The sequence below is a fragment of the Streptomyces cellostaticus genome (assembly GCF_001513965.1).
In the GTDB taxonomy this organism is placed as follows: domain Bacteria; phylum Actinomycetota; class Actinomycetes; order Streptomycetales; family Streptomycetaceae; genus Streptomyces; species Streptomyces cellostaticus.
The window spans coordinates 1-18,125 of record NZ_KQ948073.1 but is presented as its reverse complement, the minus strand read 5'-3'; the positions used below and the strand labels follow the sequence as shown (position 1 = coordinate 18,125).

At 73.0% G+C, this 18,125-nt stretch carries 21 protein-coding genes; 11 read left to right on the top strand and 10 right to left on the bottom strand.

Annotated elements, in window-relative coordinates; all coding sequences use genetic code 11:
- From AQI88_RS41505 to AQI88_RS41495, 3 genes are all read right to left on the bottom strand, one after another.
- Positions 1-2,503: ABC transporter permease (locus tag AQI88_RS41505; RefSeq protein WP_067010927.1), on the bottom strand; the 2,503-nt coding region annotated here is incomplete at its 3' end.
- A complete protein-coding gene (locus AQI88_RS41500) occupies positions 2,500-3,249 on the bottom strand; it encodes an ABC transporter ATP-binding protein (RefSeq protein WP_067010925.1) in 750 nt (249 codons plus the stop codon). The genes AQI88_RS41500 and AQI88_RS41505, both read right to left, overlap by 4 nt.
- Complete coding sequence (locus AQI88_RS41495; RefSeq protein ID WP_067010923.1) at positions 3,246-3,536, bottom strand: SHOCT domain-containing protein; 291 nt, start codon at positions 3,534-3,536, stop codon at positions 3,246-3,248. Before AQI88_RS41495 ends, AQI88_RS41500 begins: the two co-directional genes overlap by 4 nt.
- 166 nt (positions 3,537-3,702) lie before the next feature.
- On the opposite strand from AQI88_RS41495, the gene AQI88_RS41490 reads away from it, so the two are divergent.
- The 5 genes from AQI88_RS41490 (at position 3,703) to AQI88_RS41470 (ending at position 6,490) form a co-directional block, all read left to right on the top strand.
- Positions 3,703-4,281, top strand: a complete 579-nt coding sequence (locus tag AQI88_RS41490) for a TetR/AcrR family transcriptional regulator (protein ID WP_067010921.1) — start codon at positions 3,703-3,705, stop codon at positions 4,279-4,281.
- 17 nt (positions 4,282-4,298) lie between these two features.
- Positions 4,299-4,688 carry a (R)-mandelonitrile lyase gene (locus AQI88_RS41485; protein ID WP_067010919.1) on the top strand — a complete coding sequence of 130 codons (390 nt, stop codon included), beginning with the start codon at positions 4,299-4,301 and terminating at the stop codon, positions 4,686-4,688.
- Between the two features lie 15 nt (positions 4,689-4,703).
- Positions 4,704-5,288: a DUF4865 family protein gene (locus tag AQI88_RS41480; RefSeq protein ID WP_067010917.1), complete on the top strand. Its 585-nt coding sequence runs from the start codon at positions 4,704-4,706 to the stop codon at positions 5,286-5,288.
- Positions 5,285-6,193, top strand: a complete 909-nt coding sequence (locus tag AQI88_RS41475; protein WP_067010934.1) for a phosphotriesterase family protein — start codon at positions 5,285-5,287, stop codon at positions 6,191-6,193. Before AQI88_RS41480 ends, AQI88_RS41475 begins: the two co-directional genes overlap by 4 nt.
- A gap of 120 nt (positions 6,194-6,313) precedes the next feature.
- Positions 6,314-6,490, top strand: a complete 177-nt coding sequence (locus AQI88_RS41470) for a DUF1272 domain-containing protein (protein WP_067010915.1) — start codon at positions 6,314-6,316, stop codon at positions 6,488-6,490.
- A gap of 30 nt (positions 6,491-6,520) precedes the next feature.
- Here the strand turns inward: AQI88_RS41470 and AQI88_RS41465 are convergent, their stop codons facing one another.
- The 3 genes from AQI88_RS41465 to AQI88_RS41455 are packed head-to-tail and all read right to left on the bottom strand — an operon-like array spanning position 6,521 to position 8,982.
- Positions 6,521-7,021 (bottom strand): hypothetical protein, encoded by a 501-nt coding sequence (locus AQI88_RS41465; protein WP_067010913.1) that lies wholly within the window; start codon positions 7,019-7,021, stop codon positions 6,521-6,523.
- 23 nt (positions 7,022-7,044) lie between these two features.
- Positions 7,045-8,283 (bottom strand): ROK family protein, encoded by a 1,239-nt coding sequence (locus AQI88_RS41460; protein ID WP_067010911.1) that lies wholly within the window; start codon positions 8,281-8,283, stop codon positions 7,045-7,047.
- A gap of 48 nt (positions 8,284-8,331) precedes the next feature.
- A complete protein-coding gene (locus tag AQI88_RS41455) occupies positions 8,332-8,982 on the bottom strand; it encodes an alpha-ketoglutarate-dependent dioxygenase AlkB family protein (protein ID WP_067010909.1) in 651 nt (216 codons plus the stop codon).
- 78 nt (positions 8,983-9,060) lie between these two features.
- Here AQI88_RS41455 and AQI88_RS41450 point away from each other — a divergent pair, with 78 nt between their 5' ends.
- Positions 9,061-10,197 carry a methyltransferase gene (locus tag AQI88_RS41450; RefSeq protein ID WP_067010907.1) on the top strand — a complete coding sequence of 379 codons (1,137 nt, stop codon included), beginning with the start codon at positions 9,061-9,063 and terminating at the stop codon, positions 10,195-10,197.
- Here AQI88_RS41450 and AQI88_RS41445 read toward each other — a convergent pair.
- Together AQI88_RS41445 and AQI88_RS41440 are read right to left on the bottom strand one after the other, a co-directional pair.
- Positions 10,184-11,056 (bottom strand): class II fructose-bisphosphate aldolase, encoded by an 873-nt coding sequence (locus AQI88_RS41445; protein WP_067010904.1) that lies wholly within the window; start codon positions 11,054-11,056, stop codon positions 10,184-10,186. The genes AQI88_RS41450 and AQI88_RS41445 overlap by 14 nt on opposite strands.
- A 26-nt stretch (positions 11,057-11,082) precedes the next feature.
- A complete protein-coding gene (locus AQI88_RS41440) occupies positions 11,083-11,964 on the bottom strand; it encodes an SIS domain-containing protein (RefSeq protein ID WP_067010902.1) in 882 nt (293 codons plus the stop codon).
- Positions 11,965-12,086: 122 nt separating this feature from the next.
- Here AQI88_RS41440 and AQI88_RS41435 point away from each other — a divergent pair, with 122 nt between their 5' ends.
- Positions 12,087-12,866, top strand: a complete 780-nt coding sequence (locus tag AQI88_RS41435; protein WP_067010898.1) for a DeoR/GlpR family DNA-binding transcription regulator — start codon at positions 12,087-12,089, stop codon at positions 12,864-12,866.
- A 2-nt stretch (positions 12,867-12,868) separates the two neighbouring features.
- Here the strand turns inward: AQI88_RS41435 and AQI88_RS41430 are convergent, their stop codons facing one another.
- Positions 12,869-13,264, bottom strand: coding sequence for a luciferase domain-containing protein (locus tag AQI88_RS41430; protein WP_159050561.1), 396 nt, complete (start codon positions 13,262-13,264; stop codon positions 12,869-12,871).
- A gap of 431 nt (positions 13,265-13,695) precedes the next feature.
- On the opposite strand from AQI88_RS41430, the gene AQI88_RS41425 reads away from it, so the two are divergent.
- From AQI88_RS41425 to AQI88_RS41415, 3 genes are read left to right on the top strand one after another with little or no spacing between them, the layout of a single operon-like run.
- Positions 13,696-14,904, top strand: a complete 1,209-nt coding sequence (locus tag AQI88_RS41425; protein ID WP_067010896.1) for an MFS transporter — start codon at positions 13,696-13,698, stop codon at positions 14,902-14,904.
- A 47-nt stretch (positions 14,905-14,951) separates the two neighbouring features.
- Positions 14,952-15,353 (top strand): hypothetical protein, encoded by a 402-nt coding sequence (locus AQI88_RS41420; protein ID WP_067010894.1) that lies wholly within the window; start codon positions 14,952-14,954, stop codon positions 15,351-15,353.
- A 39-nt stretch (positions 15,354-15,392) separates the two neighbouring features.
- Positions 15,393-16,145, top strand: coding sequence for a maleylpyruvate isomerase family mycothiol-dependent enzyme (locus AQI88_RS41415; RefSeq protein WP_067010892.1), 753 nt, complete (start codon positions 15,393-15,395; stop codon positions 16,143-16,145).
- A 7-nt stretch (positions 16,146-16,152) separates the two neighbouring features.
- Here AQI88_RS41415 and AQI88_RS41410 read toward each other — a convergent pair whose 3' ends face one another.
- Positions 16,153-16,551: a MarR family winged helix-turn-helix transcriptional regulator gene (locus AQI88_RS41410; protein ID WP_067010890.1), complete on the bottom strand. Its 399-nt coding sequence runs from the start codon at positions 16,549-16,551 to the stop codon at positions 16,153-16,155.
- A gap of 85 nt (positions 16,552-16,636) precedes the next feature.
- Here AQI88_RS41410 and AQI88_RS41405 point away from each other — a divergent pair.
- On the top strand, positions 16,637-18,125 hold a 1,489-nt coding region (locus AQI88_RS41405), incomplete at its 3' end, for an MFS transporter (protein ID WP_067010930.1).

Genomic DNA, 18,125 nt, shown 5'->3' with positions numbered 1-18,125 from the left:
AGCCCGCGAGGGCGCCGGCTGTCAGGCCGACCAGGGCGACCACGGCGAGCCGGGCGGGCGCAAGGGCGAAGGCGAACGCGGTGTCGCTCGCGCCGTCGGAGGCCTTCACCAGCACCCAGCCAAGGAAGGCACCGAGGCCGAGTCCGCCGGCCGTGCCGAAGGCGGCGACCAGGACCGACTCCCAGCGGACCATCGCCCGCAGCTGGGCCCGGGTCTGGCCGACGGCCCGCAGCAGGCCCAGTTCCCGGGTGCGTTCGTGGAGTGCGAGGGTCAGTGTGTTGGCGATGCCGAGCAGGGCGATGACGACCGCGAGGGCGAGCAGGGCGTAGACGAGCGTGAGCATCATGTCGATCCCGCCGGCCGAGGACTGCGCGTACTCGTCGCGGGTCTGCACCTCCGGGTTGCCGTACCGGGCGGCCGTCATCCCTACCGCCGCCTTGCCCGCGTCCGCGCTCACACCGTGCCTGAAGGTGACGGCGATCAGCCGGTCGGAGTCCTGGGTGCGGTGCGGGGCCCAGGCCGCGCGGGTGATGACGTAGTCGCCGGCGAGTTCGGACCGGCCGTAGACAGCACGCACGGTGAAGTTCTCGCTCTGCCCGTCGGTGAAGGTGAGCCGTGCCGTGTCGCCGGGGTGCAGCCCCTGTCGACCGGCCTCCGCGCGGGTCAGCGCGATGCCGTCGGTGCCGAGGGCGCGCAGGGATCCGGTGACCGTGCCGAGGTCGAAGGTGCGGGCGAGCGCGGCCGGATCGGTCACGGTCAGGGCCCGCCCCTTGCCGTCGACTTCGGCGACCCCGCGGCCGAGCCCCACCGCGGTGTCCACCTCGGGCAGCCGTTGCAGGGCCGGGGCGAGCCGGGGGCTGAGCCCGCTGCCGCCCGCGCCGAAGGACGGGGCACTGACCGCGACGTCGCCCGCGAAGGACCGCGACACCGTCCGGTCCATGGTGGCCTTCAGGGACGCGCCGAACACAGTGAACAGCGACACGACGGCCACACCGATCATCAGCGCACTCGCCGTGGCGGCCGTCCGCTTCGGGCTGCGCAGGGCGTTGCGCCGGGCGAGGGCGCCGGTGACCCCGCGCAGCCGGTCCACGGGTGCGCCGAGGAGTCGTACGGCCGTGGTCGCGGCGACCGGGCCGAGGACCACGAAGGACGCGAGGGCGAGCAGCGCGCCGAGGCCCGCGAGCCACACGGAGGGTGTCACCAGGACGCCGGTGAGGGCGGCGGCCAGCGCCGCGGCGCCGAGGAGCGTGCCGGCGAGCGTACGAACGCGGGAGGCTCCGGAGTGGTCGACGGCCGTCTCGCGCAGCGCGGCCAGCGGGGCGGTGCGGCCGGCGCGTACGGCGGGCATCAGTGCGGAGCCCAGGCAGACCACGACGCCGACGGCGAGCGGCAGGACCATCGACAGCGTCTTGATCACCAGGTCGCCCTCGGGGAAGGGGAATCCGATCGCCGGGAACAGCGCCTGGAGTCCGGCGGCGATGCCGATCCCGCCCGCGAGCCCCGCCCCGGAGGCCGTGACGGCGACGGCGCAGGCCTCGGCGAGGGCGGCGGCGGTCACCTGGCGGCGGGCGGCGCCGAGGGCGCGTAGCAGGGCGTTCTCCCGGGTGCGCTGGGCGACCACGATGGCGAAGGTGTTGTGGATGGAGAAGGTCGCGACGAGCAGGGCGACGCCGGAGAAGACGAGCAGGAAGGTCGTGAACAGGGTCAGGAACTGGCTGGAGATCATGTCGGTGTTCTCCTGCGCCGACTGTCGGCCGGTGACGGCCTCGACTCCCCCGGGCAGGACGGGAGTGAGCCGGCGGACCAGTTCCTGCTGGCTCACTCCGGGTCCGGCCCGCACCTGGATGCTCGCCGCCTGGCCGGGCCGCGCGGTGAGGTACTTCTCGGCGTCGGCCTGGGTCATGCCCGTGAAGGTCACCTGGGCCATGCCGTCCTGGCCGCCGAAGGTGGCGAGGCCGACGACGGTCACCTTGACCGGGTCGGGGGTGCGCAGGGTGGTGGTGTCACCGATCTTCAGGCCGCCCTTCTTCGCGGCTCCCCGGTTGACCACGACCTCGCCGGAGCGCGCGGGGAGGCGGCCCTCGGCGAGCCGGTACGGGTTGAGCTTCGGGTCGGTGATCCAGTTGCCGGCGAGGGTCGGCGGGCCCTGGCCGCCGACGGGTTTGCCGTCGGCGGCGACGAGCTGACCGGCGCCCTGGATGTTCGGGGCGGCGGCCGCCACGCCGGGGACGCGCTCGACGGTCCGCACCAGCGAGGTGTCGACGGGCCGCCGTACGCCCTGGGCCTCGCCGGGTGTGGTGATGGCGTCGGCGCCGCGTACGACGGCGTCCGTACCGCTGGTTGACTCGCCGAACATGGAGCCGAAGCTCGCGCGCAGCGTGTCGCCCATGACCAGGGTGCCGGCCAGGAAGGCGACGCCGAGGAACACCGCGAGGAAGGTACCCGCGAAACGCCGCCGGTGCGCGCGCAGCGAGGTGAGGCTGAGCCGGAGCGATGCGTTCATGACCGCACCTCGAAGGCCTTCATGCGGTCCAGGACCTTGTCGGCGGTCGGGGACTGCATCCGGTCGACCAGCCGTCCGTCGGCGAGGAAGAGCACCTCGTCGGCGTGGGCGGCGGCCACCGGGTCGTGGGTGACCATGACGACCGTGCGGTCCGTCTGCCGTACGGCGCGGCGGAGCAGGCCGAGGACCTCGCCGCCGGAGCGGGAGTCGAGGTTGCCGGTCGGCTCGTCGGCGAAGACGACGTCGGGGCGGCCCGCGAACGCCCGTGCCACGGCGACGCGTTGCTGCTGCCCGCCGGACAGCTCGGAGGGCCGGTGGTGCAGCCGGTCGCGCAGCCCGACGACGTCGACGAGCGCGTCGATCCATTCCCGGTCGCCCCGCCGTCCGGCGAGGTCCAGGGGCAGGGTGATGTTCTCCGCGACGGTCAGCGTCGGCACCAGGTTGAACGCCTGGAAGACGAAGCCGACCCGGTCGCGCCGCAGCAGGGTCAGACGGCGGTCGTCCAGCGCGCCCAGCTCGGTGTCGCCGATGTAGGCGGCGCCCGAGGTGAGCGTGTCGAGGCCGGCCGCGCAGTGCATGAGGGTGGACTTGCCGGAGCCCGAAGGGCCCATGATCGCGGTGAAGCGGCCGACGGGGAAGTCGACGTCCACGCCGTCCAGGGCGCGTACGGCGGTGTCGCCACCGCCGTACACCTTCACCGCGCCCACCACACGGGCCGCCGTACGCAGTGCGGTCGTCGTGGTCATGCCGCACCGCCCTTGCCGATGCGGCCGAACTGCTCCTCCAGGACGGAGAGCCGGCGCCAGTACTCGTCCTCGTCGATCTCGCCCGAGGCGAAGCGGCGGCCCAGGACCGCGAGCGGCGAGTCACCCGCCGGGCGTGGGCCGTCCATGCCCCGCCAGGGGCCGCCGCGGCCGCGCCAGACGGTGCGGCGCAGGAAAGTGACGGCGCCGATCACGACGACCGCCCAGATCAGCGGGAAGAACAGGATCCACGGGCCGGGTCCGCCGTCCCAGTTCGCCAGGGTCTGCATCTCGGTTCAACTCCCTTGTCGGCAGGGTCTCGGGGTGATGCCACGAGGCTCCCTCCGGCAGGGGGTCCGGGTCGTCGTGCGGCCGGCGGCAGTGCGGATACCTCCCCGGGAGTACGCCGGTGGGGCGCGGCTGCTCCCTGGGGACTGGCGGATTGTAACTACCAGTATGTACAGTGATCTCATGAGCACCCCGGAACGACTGATCGAGTCCACCCGCGAGCTGCTGTGGGAGCGCGGCTACGTGGGGACGAGCCCGAAGGCGATCCTGGAGCGCGCGGAGGCCGGCCAGGGCAGCATGTACCACCACTTCAAGGGCAAGCCGGACCTGGCCCTGGCGGCGATCCGGCGGACCGCCGAAGAGCTGCGGGCCACCGCCGAGGGCGTGTTCGGCGGGCCGGGCACACCGTACGAGCGCATCGAGGCGTATCTGCTGCGCGAGCGTGACGTGCTGCGCGGGTGTCCGATCGGCCGGCTGACGATGGATCCGGATGTGATCGCGAGCGACGAACTGCGCGCGCCGGTGGACGAGACGATCGCGTGGGTCCGCGGGCGGATCGCCGGGCTCGTCGAAGAGGGCAAGCAGCAGGGGCAGTTCGCGCCCGGACTGGACGGCGAGGAGATCGGTGCAGCCGTCCTCGCGACCGTCCAGGGCGGCTACGTCCTCGCGCGCGCCTCCGGCTCCCCCGCCGCGTTCGACGCCGGAGTCCGCGGTCTGCTCTCCCTTCTCGCACCCCGAACTCCCTGACTGGAGAACCGATTTCCGTGCACATCACCAGACGGCGTCCCGAAAGCCTGCAGGGCCCGGCGGAGAACTTCACCGGCTCGGTGTGGCTGGACGAGATAGCCGCCCCCGCCGCCCCGTCCCGGCTGCGCATGTTCAACGTCCACTTCACGCCCGGCGCGCACACCGCCTGGCACCGGCATCCGCACGGCCAGGTGCTGCACGTCCTGGAGGGCGAGGGGCTGGTGCAGCGCAAGGGCGGTGACGTGGAGGAGATCCGCGCGGGCGACACGGTGTGGATCGAGCCGGGCGAGTGGCACTGGCACGGTGCCGCGCCGCGCACCTTCATGACCCATCTCGCGGTCGTGGAAGCCGCTGAGGACGGCACGACCACCGAGTGGGACGCACACGTGAACGACTACCCGGCCTGAGAAGGGAATCACGACATGCACGCCATGCAGTACGAGTTCACCCTGCCCGCGGACTACGACATGGGCGTCATCCGCTCCCGCGTCGCCCGCGTCGCGCACCTGCTGGACGACTGGGACGGCCTCGGCATGAAGACGTACATCCTGCGCGAGCGCGGATTTCACGGCTCGCCGGTGAACCAGTACGGGCCGTTCTACCTCTGGAACACGATGGAGGGCATGAACAGCTTCCTGTGGGGAGGCACCTTCCAGGGGCCTGTCGACGCCTTCGGGCGGCCGGAGATACGGCAGTGGACGGGCCTGGCCTTCGAGGAGGGCACCGCCGCCGGATCCCCCGCCGCGTTCGCCGTGCGGCGGCGCCAACCGGTGCCGGACGGTGTGGAGCTGGCCGCGTTCATGGCGGACGCGGCGGGCGAGACAGGGCGGCTGGCCACCGAGGACGGTGCCGTGCTGGCGGCGGCCGCCGTGGACACGCGCGCGTGGGAACTGGTCCACTTCTCGCTCTGGGCGCACGATGCGCCCAAGGCCGAGGGCGACGTCTTCGAGGTGCTGCACCTGTCGGCGCCGGGGCGGGGTGAGCTGCCGCGCGGGCGGCAGTGGTGAGCGCCGTCCGTACGGTCCTCGGTGACATACGCCCCGAGGAACTGGGCGTGTGCGACGCGCACGACCATCTCTTCCTGCGCAGTCCTCGACTCCCCGGCCAGGAACTGGACGACACCAGCGCCGCGCAGGCCGAGCTGGAGGCGTTCCGCGCGGCGGGCGGGAGTGCTGTGGTCCAGTGGACCCCGTACGGGATGGGGCGGCGGGCCGCCGGTCTGCCGCCGCTGTCCCGGGCCACCGGGGTCCACCTGGTCGGCGCGACGGGGCTGCACCAAGCGGCGCACTACGAACCGGAGTTGGTCGACGGGCTGCGCGGCAGGCTCGCCGAGGTGTTCGTCTGCGAACTGACCGAGGGCATCGGCACCTCGGGGGTGCGGGCCGGTCTGATCAAAGTGGCGGGCGGCTTCCACGCCCTCGACGCGCACACCCGCTGGACGATGACCGCGGCGGCCGAGGCCCACCATGCCACCGGTGCGCCGATCGCCGTCCACCTGGAGCTGGGGACCGGCGCACTGGACGTACTCGACCTGCTGTGCGACGCGTTGGGCGTGCCCGGGCACCGGGTGATCCTCGGGCACCTCAACCGCTCCCCCGACCCGGTGACGCAGCGGCAGGCCGCCGAGTCGGGCTGCTGGCTGGCCTTCGACGGGCCGTCGCGCGCGCACCACGCCACCGACTGGCGGATGCCTCAGGCGGTACGGGACCTGGCCGAGGCCGGGTACGGGGACCGGCTGCTGCTCGGCGGGGACACGGTGGTCGCCGGGGCACGGTCGGTGGACGGCGGGCCCGGGATGCCGTACCTGCTGCGCCGGGTGCGGCCGCTGCTCGCGGCGGCGGTGGGGGCGGAGCTGGTGGACCGCATCCTCACGGAACATCCGGGGCAGGCGTTCGCGGTCGACTGGAAGTGAGCGGCCCGTGGCCCGATCGTAGGGACCTTTGTCCCTCGGGGTGGCTTCCGGCCCCGGCGGCCGTCCGGAGGATGGGAGGCGGAACACCACCGGACCACTGCCCGAGGAGACGAGACAGCCATGGCACTGGAGATGCGCGACCGCTGCGAGCGGTGTGGGACCGCCGAGTTGCCGGCGGACGGTCCGGCCCGCATCTGCTCGTACGAGTGCACGTTCTGCGTGGCGTGCGGCGAGGCCATGGGGCAGATCTGTCCCCACTGCGGCGGGGAGCTGGTCGCCCGGCCCCGTCGCCGCTGAGGCGGCGCCCCCGGCTAAATCCGGGGGCGGTCAGCGCATGCGCAGCCGGTCGCCGGGTGCCGGCAGGGAGGGCGGCACGTAGCCGTCGCTGTCCTTGGGGTCGCCTGCGTGCACACCCGGACGGAGCTGGTCGGGCAGGAGAACGACGCGGGCCGTGTCGGACAGGTGCAGACCGGTACCGGGGCCCATCCAGGAGTCGGCGGCCTCCACCCGTGGCTCGCCGGGCGAGTTGTCCACGGCGATGGCCTGGCACAGCAACACGACGTCCCGTGAGTCCACCGCACACGCGGCGAGTTCCACCAGGGCTTCCGGCAGCATCCCCTTCTTGCTCGTGCGATAGCTGAAGTGCACCGCGTCCTCGCCCTTGGGCAGCTGCGGGTGCCGCCTCACCTCCCACTTCGTGATCTTGACGGTCAGGGGGTACGACCTGTCGCCGCGCACCACGCTGATCTCGGCCGCCGCAGGGCCCGGTTCGCGCTCCGTGCCACCGCTCGGGGCCGTGCAGCCGGCGAGGGCGGCAAGGGCACACACGGCCGTCGCCGCCGCCCGGGGCCTCACTGGAGCGCCCCCAGCGGATCGTCCAGCACCGGCTGCCACGCCAGCTCGGCCGCGCCGACCAGGCTGTTGTGGTCCAGCGTGCAGGGCAGGATGGGAACGCCGCCGCTCTGGCCCCACAGGCTGCGGTCGGCGACGACCGCGCGCAGCCGCCCGGGGTCGGCGTCGAGGAGGGCGCGGTGCAGGCCGCCGAGGATGATGCGGTCGGGGTTGAGGATGTTGACCAGACCGGCGAGACCCAGGCCCAGGCGGTCGATCAGGGCTTCGGCGGCGGTGCGGACGGCCGGGTCGGCGTACTGGGTGCGCAGCAGGTCGTTGGCCTGCTGGAGCAGGGAGACCTCGGGGCCGGGCTCGCGGCCCGCCTCGATGAGGAGGGCCAGCGGGTCGGCCTCGACGTCGAGGCAGCCCCGGCTGCCGCAGTGGCAGGGGCGGCCCTCCGGGTTGACGGTGAGGTGGCCGACCTCCAGAGCGAGGCCCGAACTGCCCGTGTGGAGGCGGCCGTCGAGGACCAGGGCGCCGCCGACGCCCCGGTGACCGGTGGCCACGCACAGCAGATCCCGGGCGCCCCGGCCGGCGCCGTGCCGGTGCTCGGCGAGCGCGGCGAGGTTGACGTCGTTGCCCGCGAAGGCGGGGCCGGTGAGGCCCGCGTCGCGGACGCACTCCGCGAAGATCCGGCGGACCGGCGCGCCCACCGGCCAGGCGAGGTGGAGGGGGTTGAGGGCCAGACCGTCGGGTTCGGCGACGGCGGACGGGACGGCGAGCCCCGCGCCCACGCAGCGGAGGCCCGTCGTACGGAGGAGTTCGGCGCCGGCCTCCACCACGGAGCCCAGCACCTTCGCCGGGTCGGCGTCGACGGTCTCGCAGCCGGGCGCGGTGGCCACGATCCGCCCGCCGAGGCCGACCAGCGCGGCCCGGAAGCCGTCGGCGTGGACCTGCGCGGCGAGCGCCACCGGACCGTCCTCGGCGACCTCCAGCCGGTGCGAGGGGCGTCCCTGGGATCCGGCCCCCGCACCGGGCCGGGCGTCGACCCGGATCAGCCCGAGCGCCTCCAGCTCGGCGGCGACCGCCCCGGCCGTCGCCCGGGTGACCCCGAGTTCGGCGGTGAGCACGGCCCGGGTCGGCGCCCGTCCGGTGTGCACGAGCTCCAGCGCGGGTCCGAGCGCACCCCGCCCCCGGTCCAGCCGCGCCCTCGAGGTGGTCCCTTCCCCCGCCGTCCGGGGGTCCGCCTTGCCGCTCATGAGGGCGAGTCTCCCATGATCCGCAGTCGTCGTGGCCGGCACCGCGATCTACAGCCCGCTCACCCGCAGGGTGAGGTTCAGCCGCCCGGCAAGACCCAGCTCCGGGGGCGCCGTACCGGGATGCACGCGCGGCACGCCGTGGTGGGCGAGCCGGGAGGGCCCGCCGAAGACGAACAGGTCGCCGCTGCGCAGCTCCACGTCCGTGTACGGCTTCGTGCGCGTCTGCGTGTTGCCGAAGCGGAAGACGCAGGTGTCGCCGAGGCTCAGCGACACCACCGGCGCATCCGACTTCTCGTCGCTGTCGCGGTGCATGCCCATGCGGGCGTCGCCGTCGTAGAAGTTGATCAGTGCGATGTCGTACGGCTGAGCCGGAGCCGCCCGCGGGCCGAGCGCGTCGGCCACCGCGCTGCGGGCGAGTTCGTCCAGCCAGGCCGGGAAGGGCTTCACAGGGGCGCCGTCGCCGTCGACGACCGTGCGGGCGTAGACGTACGGGTACCAGTGCCAGCCCAGGCAGACCTGCCGGGCGGTCATCGTGCCGCCGCCGGGGGTGCGGACCGTGCGCAGCCCTGCCGGGGGGCGTGCCCAGTCCCGGCAGGCGGCGAGGAGCGCGCGCTGCCGCTCGGCGTCCAGCCAGTGCGGGACGTGCACGGCGCCCGGTGCGACCTCGGCACGCTCCCGCAAAAACAGCTCCACGTCCATGCGCCCATCCTGCCCCAGGGCCCGTCCGACCGGCCCTGAGCTGCGGCTCGGCTAGCCTGGGGGGCGATGAACGACCGTATGACGACTCCGTGGGGCGAGTTCGAGCTGTCCCGCTTCCCCGAGGATCCCCGCGACCGGCTGCGTGCCTGGGACGCCTCCGACGCGTACCTGCTGCGGCACCTGGCCGAGGAGGGGGTGCCGCTCACGGGCTCGGTCGTGGTGGCCGGCGACCGCTGGGGCGCGCTGGTGACGGCGCTCGCGCAGCACCGGCCGACGCAGATCACCGACTCCTTCCTGAGCCAGGAGGCGACGCGGGCGAACCTGGCGCGGGCCGGGGTCGAGCCCGGTGCCGTAGGCCTGCTCACCACCCAGGATCCGCCGCCGGAGCGGGTGGACGTGCTGCTGGTGCGCGTGCCGAAGAGCCTGGCGCTGCTGGAGGACCAGCTGCTGCGGCTCGCTCCCGCCGTGCACGCCGAGACGGTGGTCGTCGGCACCGGGATGGTGAAGGAGATCCACACCTCCACGCTGGAGCTGTTCGAGCGGATCCTCGGGCCGACCCGGACCTCACTGGCCCAGCAGAAGGCCCGGCTGATCTTCTGCACCCTGGACCCGTCCCTGGAGCGGCCCGCGAACCCGTGGCCGTACGGCTACGCCCTCCCGGACGGCATCGGCACGGTCTCCGGGCGGACGGTCGTCAACCATGCGGGCGTCTTCTGCGCCGACCGGCTCGACATCGGCACCCGGTTCCTCCTGCAGCATCTGCCGGCCGGGACGGGCGGTGGGCGCGTGGTGGACCTCGGCTGCGGCAACGGCGTCGTCGGTACGGCGGTGGCGCTGGCCGATCCGCAGGCCGAAGTGCTGTTCGTGGACGAGTCGTTCCAGGCCGTGGCCTCGGCGGAGGCGACGTACAAGGCCAACGGGGTGCCCGGGCACGCCGAGTTCCGGGTCGGGGACGGGCTGGCCGGGGTGGCACCCGGCAGTGTGGACCTCGTCCTGAACAACCCGCCGTTCCACTCCCACCAGGCGACGACCGACGCGACGGCGTGGCGGATGTTCACCGGGGCGAAGCGTGCGCTGCGCCCCGGTGGCGAGCTGTGGGTGATCGGCAACCGGCACCTGGGGTACCACGTCAAGCTGAAGCGGCTGTTCGGGAACAGCCGACTGGTGGCGAGCGACCCGAAGTTCGTGGTGCTGAAGGCGGTCAAGAGGAGCTAGCGCAGGGCTCTTTGCCGAGGACGCCGATGATGCGTGCCACCTCCCGGGCCATCGCCTCCCTGCCCACGCTGAGGTACTTGCGTGAGTCGACGGCTTCCGGGTGGGCGGCGAGGAAGTCCCGGATGGCGCCGGTCATGGCCGCGTTGAGGGCGGTGCCGACGTTGACCTTGGCGATGCCGCCCGCGACGGCCGCGACCAGGCCGTCGTCCGGCACGCCGGAGGAGCCGTGCAGGACCAGCGGGACGGTCAGCGCGGCGGACAGCCGCCCCAGGAGGCCGTGGTCGAGGGCGGCGGTGCGGGTGGTCATGGCGTGCACGCTGCCGATGGCGACGGCGAGGGCGTCGGCCTCGGTGCCGGCGACGAAGTCGCGCGCCTGATCGGGATCGGTGCGGGCACCGGGCGCGTGGGCGTCCAGCGGGGGCCGGCCGTCCTTGCCGCCGACCTGCCCCAGCTCGGCCTCGATCCACAGCCCCTGGGCGTGCGCCCAGTCGGCCGCCGCCCGGGTCGCGGCGAGGTTCTCGGCGTAGGGCAGGCGGGCGGCGTCGTACATCACCGAGCTGAACCCGGCGTCGGGCGCCTGGCGCAGCAGGTCGTCGCTCTGCACATGGTCGAGGTGCAGGGCGACGGGTACATCGGCGCGTTCGGCGGCGGCGACGGCCGCACGGGCGAGCGGCAGGAGACGTCCGTAGCGGAACTTGACGGCGTTCTCGCTGACTTGGAGGACGACGGGCGCACCGCTGGTCTCGGCGCCGGCGATGACGGCCTCGACGTGTTCCAGCGTGATGATGTTGAAGGCGGCGACGGCGGAGCGGGCTTCCGCTGCGCGGGTGACCAGCTCGCCGGTGGTCGCGAGGGGCACGGCTTGGTTCCCTTCCGGAGCGCGGGTCAGGGGGCGAGGATCACCGAGCGGGTGAGGTGGCGCGGCCGGTCGGGATCGAGACTGCGGCGGGCGGCGACGGCGACCGCGAGGCGCTGGACACGGACGAGTTCGGCGAGCGGGTCGAGCGTGCCCTCGATCCACAGTCCACCGGTGGCGCCCACCTGTTCGGCGAGACCGGCGGGGGCTTCGCCGAGCATCCACGTCGCGGTGCCCTCGGTGGTGATGCTGATCGGCCCGTGCCGGTACTCCATCGCCGGGTAGGCCTCGGTCCAGGACAGGGAGGCCTCCCGCATCTTCAGGCCGGCCTCGTTGGCGAGCCCTGTGGTCCAGCCGCGCCCCAGGAAGGTGAACTGGGTGCAGTCCACGAGCCCTTCGGGCAAGGCAGTGGTGAGGGCCGTGCGGGCGTCGGAGACGACGGCGTCGGCGTGCAGGCCGAGGTGGGCACGCAGAAGGGTGAGCGCGGTGGTCGCGAACCGGGTCTGGACGACGGAGCGTTCGTCGGCGAAGTCCAGCACGACGAGGTCGTCGGCGGCCGTCGTCACGGGGGTGGCGGGGTCGGCGGTGAGGGCCGTCGTCGGCGTGCTGCCCCTCAACTGCCCGAGCAGGTCGAGTATTTCGGTGGTGGTGCCGGAGCGGGTGAGGGCGACGACCCGGTCGTACGAGCGCCCGCGCGGGAACTCGGAGGCGGCGAACGCGTCCGTCTCGCCCTGTCCGGCGGCCTCGCGCAGCGCGGCGACCGCCTGCGCCATGAAGTACGACGTCCCGCACCCGACGATCGCGACCCGCTCCCCCGGCGTCGGCAGGCAACCGCCGTACCGCCCCGCCTCCTCGGCCGCCCGTATCCAGCACTCGGGCTGGCTGTTCAGCTCGTCCCCGACATGGCTCATGCCACACCCTCCCCTTGCTGATTGTTCTTGCAAGATATAGCGAGTTTTCGAGCACAATCAAGCATTCAGCGCAAAGTGCGGTGCGCTAGGGTCGCCGGGAGGACGGAGAACGGAGGCTGCGGATGTCCCGGGACGCCCGCTGGAAGGCGCTGCTCGAGCTGCTCGTCGAGCGCGGCCGGCTGGAGGTCGAGGAGGCGGCGGCCGAACTGGAGGTGTCGGCGGCGACGATCCGCCGGGACTTCGACCAGCTCGCCGAGCAGCAGATGCTGGTGCGCACCCGGGGCGGAGCGGTCGTGCACGGGGTGTCGTACGAACTGCCGCTGCGCTACAAGACCGCCCGCCGCGCCTCCGAGAAGCAGCGGATCGCCAAGGCGGTGGCGGATCTCGTGGCGCCGGGCGAGGCGGTGGGGCTGACCGGTGGCACGACCACCACGGAGGTGGCGCGCGCCCTGGCCGTGCGCGGCGACCTCGGCACCGGCTCACCGGCGCTGACCATCGTCACGAACGCGCTCAACATCGCCAACGAGCTGGCGGTGCGGCCGCAGTTCAAGATCGTGGTGACCGGTGGGGTCGCGCGCCCGCAGTCGTACGAGCTCATCGGTCCGCTCGCGGACGGTGTGCTCGGCCAGATCACGCTCGACGTCGCCGTCCTCGGCGTGGTCGCGTTCGACGTCACGCACGGCGCGGCGGCGCACGACGAGGCGGAGGCCGCGATCAACCGGCTGCTGTGCGAGCGCGCCGAGCGGGTCGTCGTGGCCGCCGACTCCAGCAAGCTGGGCCAGCGGGCGTTCGCCCGCATCTGCGCCGCGGAGCTGGTGGACACGCTCGTCACGGACACCGCGGTGGGGCAGGACACCGTGCGCCGCTTCGAGGAGGCGGGCATCCGGGTCCTCGCGGTGTGAGTTCAGAATCCGCTGCGGTCGGCCTTCACGAACCCCGCACCACGCTGGTCGTTGCAGCCGTTCACCACCCGCTCGACCGGATCGGGCCAGGTCTGCTGAGCCTGGAGTGCGACGCTCACCAGGGTCAGCAGCAGGTCGACGTCGCTCGTGGCGTCGAGCCGGAGGGTGACCCACGGCGAGCCCGGCACGATCCGGACGGCACCCGAGCTCTTCAGGTCCTTGGCGAACCGCCGGATGGCCCGGTCGGTCAGCCGCAGATCGACATCCCGGTCCGAGTGGAAGTGGGCGATCTCGCCCTGGGCCGAGCTCACGGCCTGCCCCAGACCACAGCTCGGGACCGCCTGTCTCAGGTCCGGCCAGGTCGCCAGTTGCGCCAGCGCGCGCGAGGCCAACGTCATGGGCCCATCATGGCCCGCTCACCCGCCCGCAACCAGCTCGTGAGCAAGCATTAACCGACCTGTATCCGACGGCACCCCTGCGCCCCGGGTACGGATCCGCGTCCCGAACAGGGCGGTCCCGACGCCGCGTTGAGTGCTCCGAGTCGACGGGCAACCGGAAGTCTCTGCTGGTCAAAGGCGTTTCACGGGCGCATTCCGGCGCCGGGATCCCGTATGACAACAGCCTTACGTGTGACAAAGTCGCGCGGCTGTTCCCGTTGCCCGCCGGTCCAGGGATCGCCATCCCCCGAGGCTCCACCGGCAGTCGATCGGCGACGGTGGCTGACCGCCTCCTCGGCGATGGGTGTCCGCCAAACCCACTTGCCCGACCGCCGGACCGCCCCTAGCCTGACTTTGTGCCGCAACTAAACAAAACCCGAACGCACAGCGCCGTGCCGGGCAACGCTCTCACTCGTCTCCGGATCGCGATCACCGCCTTCTTCGCCCTGGACGGCTTCGTCTTCGCCGGCTGGGTCGTCCGCATCCCCGACATCAAGCACCAGACGCACGCCTCCGCCGGCACCCTCGGGCTCGCGCTGCTCGGGGTCTCCGCCGGGGCCGTCGTGACGATGACGCTCACCGGGCGGATGTGCCGCCGCTTCGGCAGTCACCAGGTGACCGTCGTCTGCGCCGTACTGCTCTCACTCAGCGTCGCCCTGCCCCCGCTCGCCCACTCGGCCGTGGCACTCGGCGCCGTACTACTCCTGTTCGGGGCGGCCTACGGGGGCATCAACGTCGCCTTCAACAGCGCCGCCGTGGACCTGGTGGCCGCGTTGGGCAGGCCCGTCATGCCCAGTTTCCATGCGGCGTTCAGCCTGGGCGGGATGATCGGCGCGGGGCTCGGCGGGCTCATCGCGGGCACCCTCTCCCCCACCCGGCACCTGCTCGGCCTGACTCTCGTCGGGCTGCTGGTCACCGTTGTCGCAGGACGCGCCCTCCTGCGACACGAGCCGCCGGTGCCGCCGGACCGCCCCCGCCCCCGCCCGGAAACGGGCGCTCCGCGCCGCCGGGACACCCGGGCCCGTGGGCTCGTCGTCGTCTTCGGCCTGATCGCCCTGTGCACCGCCTACGGCGAGGGTGCCATGGCCGACTGGGGCGCCCTCCACCTCCAGCAGGACCTGGCGGCCTCGTCGGGGACGGCGGCCGCCGGGTACTCGTGTTTCGCGCTCGCCATGACCGTCGGCCGGCTTTCGGGGACGGCACTGCTGGAGCGCCTCGGGCGTGCCCGGACCGTGATCGCCGGCGGCACCACCGCGGCGGCCGGCATGCTGCTCGGCTCGCTCGCGCCCTCCGTGTGGGCGGCGCTGATCGGCTTCGCGGTCACCGGACTCGGGCTGGCCAACCTGTTCCCGGTCGCCGTGGAGCGGGCCGGCGCGCTGGCCGGTCCGTCCGGAGTCGCCGTCGCCTCCACTCTGGGCTACGGCGGCATGCTGCTCGGGCCGCCCACGATCGGATTCATGGCTGAGTGGTTCTCCCTGCCCGCCGCGCTCAGCAGCGTCGCCGCGCTGGCCGCCGTGGCCGCTGCCATCGGGGTGACGACGCGGGGTGTGCTGAGGGGTGACACGGGACTGCCCGGTGCGCGCTCGTCGGTACGACCGTGACGGGCGCCGGTGCATGTTCCGGCCGGGAACACGTCGAGGAGGGAACGGTGCCCGACTACGGCGTCGTTCGAGAACTGATCGAGGAGGGCCTGGACGACTGGGTCCCGGTGGACCGGCTCCTCGGCCTGGCCGAGGACGTCGCGCAGGACAGGGCTGCGGGCTTCCGCGATGTCGCGACCGACCTGCTGCGATGGCTACTCACCAGCGGGCTGATGGCCGTCGGCGATCTCGGCGGGAGCGGATTCGAGGCCTGGCCGGAGACCGGCGACGAGCTCCTGGCCAAGGCGGTCAGGGTGCTCGACGGCTTCGACTGGAACCCGCAGGGCGGCGCGTACTGGCTGGCCAATACGCCGAAGGGCGACGCCGCGGCCTCGGGGGGAGAAGAGCCCCGGTCGATGTCCCACAGGAGCCGCGGCGGAGGGGAGCAGCCGGTCCGCGGCGGAAAATAAGGCGGCTTCGAGTCCGCTCGATCCGGCACACTCAGCCCCATGGAGACTGCCGAATTCCTTCAGACCCTGGACCGGGAGGGCCGGTTGCTGGCCGCGGCCGCCGCCGAAGCGGGGACCGACGCCAAGGTGCCGACGTGTCCGCAGTGGCAGGTCAGGGACCTGCTGCGGCACACGGGCGCGGTGCACCGGTGGGCCGCCACCCTGGTCGCCGAGGGGCATACCGCCCCGCTCCCCTTCGACGAGGGCCCGGACCTGGACGGCACCGAGCTGGTGGCCTGGTACCGGGACAGCCACCGCCGACTGGTCGACACGCTGGCCGCAGCGCCCGACGACCTGGAGTGCTGGACCTTCCATCCGGCGCCCTGTCCGTCGCCGCTGGCCTTCTGGACCCGGCGGCAGGCCCATGAGACGACCGTCCACCGCCACGACGCCGAGATCGCGCGGGGCGGCGCGGCATCCCCGATCGCCACGGACTTCGCGACCGACGGCATCGACGAGCTGCTGCGCGGCTTCCACGCCCGGCCCAGGAGCAAGGTCCGCACGGAGCGGCCGCGCGTGCTGCGGGTGCGCGCGGTGGACGGGGGTGCGGAGGGGGATGCGGACGCGGTGTGGACCGTACGGTTGTCGGCGGAGCCTCCCGTGGCCTCACGGGACGGATCCGGGGAGGCCGAGGCCGAACTGGCCGGTCCGGCGGACCAGTTGTACCTGGCGCTGTGGAACCGGATGCCGGTGCCGAGCGTGACGGGTGATCGCTCGCTCGCGGCGCTGTGGCGGGAGAAGTCCGGGATCTGACCTCTCGTCAGCCGACGTCGGCCAGCATCCGCGCCAGCACCGCGCGCTGCACGGGCTGCACTTCACCGTGCAGCGCGCGACCCTTCGCCGTGAGCGCCACACGCACGCCCCGCCGGTCCTCCGCACACATGGCCCGCTCGACGAGGCCGTCCTTCTCCAGACGGCCGATGAGCCGGGACAGCGCGCTCTGGCTGAGATGGACCCGCTCCGAGATCTCCTGGACGCGGTAGGCGCAGCCGCCGCCCGTCGCCGCGCCCTCGGCGAGCAGATCGAGCACTTCGAAGTCACTGGCGCACAGGCCGTGTCCGTGCAGGGCCCGGTCCAGCTCGCACTGGGTACGGGCGTGCAGGGCCAGGATGTCCCGCCACTGCTCCACGAGCGCCTGCTCGGCTTTGTTCGCCGCCATGGGCGCACCGTAGCAGAGAATCAGGTTTGTTGCATCGTAATTAAATGCGCTTGCATCTCATGCGTACGCATGTAGTGTCGTCGTCATGACCTCTCCGCTCACCACCCCCACGACCCCGTCCTCGACGGTGCGCTGGACTCCCCGGCTGTGGGGCACCCTGCTTGTGCTGTGCGCTGCAATGTTCCTGGACGCGCTCGACGTGTCGATGGTCGGCGTCGCGCTGCCGTCCATCGGTTCCGATCTCCATCTGTCCACGTCGACGCTGCAATGGATCGTCAGCGGCTACATCCTGGGATACGGCGGGCTGCTCCTCCTCGGCGGCCGCACCGCCGATCTGCTCGGCCGGCGCCAGGTGTTCCTGGTGGCCCTCGGCGTCTTCGCGCTCGCCTCGCTGCTCGGCGGGCTCGTGGACTCGGGCCCGCTGCTGATCGCCAGCCGCTTCATCAAGGGGCTGAGCGCGGCCTTCACCGCCCCCGCGGGCCTGTCCATCATCACCACGACGTTCCCGGAGGGCCCGCTGCGCAACCGCGCACTCTCCATCTACACCACCTGCGCCGCCACCGGCTTCTCCATGGGCCTGGTCCTCTCCGGCCTGCTCACCGAGGCCAGTTGGCGCCTCACCATGCTCCTGCCCGCGCCCATCGCGCTGATCGCACTCGCCGCCGGCCTCAAGCTGCTGCCGCGCAGCGCCCGCGAGGAGAACCACGCCGGCTACGACATCCCCGGCGCCGTCCTCGGGACCGCATCGATGTTGCTGCTGGTCTTCACCGTCGTCCAGGCTCCCGAGGCCGGCTGGACCTCGGCCCGCACCCTGCTGTCCTTCCTGGCGGTCGCCGTCCTCCTGACCGCGTTCGTGCTGGTCGAGCGGCGCTCGCCGAGCCCGCTGATCCGGCTCGGGGTGCTGCGCTCGGGCAACCAGGTCCGCGCCCAGCTCGGTGCGGTGGCCTTCTTCGGTTCGTACGTCGGCTTCCAGTTCCTGACGACCCTCTACATGCAGTCCCTGCTCGGCTGGTCGGCGCTGCACACGGCGCTCGCCTTCCTGCCGGCGGGCGCGCTGGTGGCGGTGTCCTCCACGAAGGTCGGCGCGATCGTCGACCGGTTCGGCACCCCGCGGCTGATCGCGGCCGGCTTCGCGCTGATGGCCGCAGGGTACGCGCTGTTCCTGCGCGTCGACCTGAACCCGGTGTACGCGGCCGTCATCCTGCCGTCGATGCTGCTGATCGGCGCGGCCTGCGCCCTGGTCTTCCCCTCGCTCAACATCCAGGCCACCAACGGGGTCGAGGACCACGAGCAGGGCATGGTCTCCGGGCTGCTGAACACGTCGGTGCAGGTGGGCGGGGCCATCTTCCTGGCCGTCGTGACGGCCGTGGTCACCGCGGCCACGCCCGCGCACACCACCCCCGCCGCCGTCCTCGACAGCTACCGGCCGGGCTTCATGGTGGTCACCGGCATCGCCCTGGCCGGCCTGCTGATCACCCTCACCGGGCTGCGCGGCGGTCGCACCAAGCCGTCGATCGTGGTCGCCAGGTCCACCGTGGAGGAGGCGGAAGCGGAGCGCGTCGCGGTCCGCAGCT

Bases quoted from the DNA above. Each gene is read 5' to 3' on its own strand.
- AQI88_RS41430 (WP_159050561.1), bottom strand. From the start codon at position 13,264: ATGACGTTGGCCTCGCGCGCGCTGGCGCAACTGGCGACCTGGCCGGAC.
- AQI88_RS41440 (WP_067010902.1), bottom strand. From the start codon at position 11,964: ATGAGCCATGTCGGGGACGAGCTGAACAGCCAGCCCGAGTGCTGGATA.
- AQI88_RS41410 (WP_067010890.1), bottom strand. From the start codon at position 16,551: ATGGCGGCGAACAAAGCCGAGCAGGCGCTCGTGGAGCAGTGGCGGGAC.
- AQI88_RS41490 (WP_067010921.1), top strand. From the start codon at position 3,703: ATGTACAGTGATCTCATGAGCACCCCGGAACGACTGATCGAGTCCACC.
- AQI88_RS41500 (WP_067010925.1), bottom strand. From the start codon at position 3,249: ATGACCACGACGACCGCACTGCGTACGGCGGCCCGTGTGGTGGGCGCG.
- AQI88_RS41435 (WP_067010898.1), top strand. From the start codon at position 12,087: ATGTCCCGGGACGCCCGCTGGAAGGCGCTGCTCGAGCTGCTCGTCGAG.
- AQI88_RS41470 (WP_067010915.1), top strand. From the start codon at position 6,314: ATGGCACTGGAGATGCGCGACCGCTGCGAGCGGTGTGGGACCGCCGAG.
- AQI88_RS41480 (WP_067010917.1), top strand. From the start codon at position 4,704: ATGCACGCCATGCAGTACGAGTTCACCCTGCCCGCGGACTACGACATG.
- AQI88_RS41460 (WP_067010911.1), bottom strand. From the start codon at position 8,283: ATGAGCGGCAAGGCGGACCCCCGGACGGCGGGGGAAGGGACCACCTCG.
- AQI88_RS41450 (WP_067010907.1), top strand. From the start codon at position 9,061: ATGACGACTCCGTGGGGCGAGTTCGAGCTGTCCCGCTTCCCCGAGGAT.
- AQI88_RS41495 (WP_067010923.1), bottom strand. From the start codon at position 3,536: ATGCAGACCCTGGCGAACTGGGACGGCGGACCCGGCCCGTGGATCCTG.
- AQI88_RS41455 (WP_067010909.1), bottom strand. From the start codon at position 8,982: ATGGACGTGGAGCTGTTTTTGCGGGAGCGTGCCGAGGTCGCACCGGGC.
- AQI88_RS41415 (WP_067010892.1), top strand. From the start codon at position 15,393: ATGGAGACTGCCGAATTCCTTCAGACCCTGGACCGGGAGGGCCGGTTG.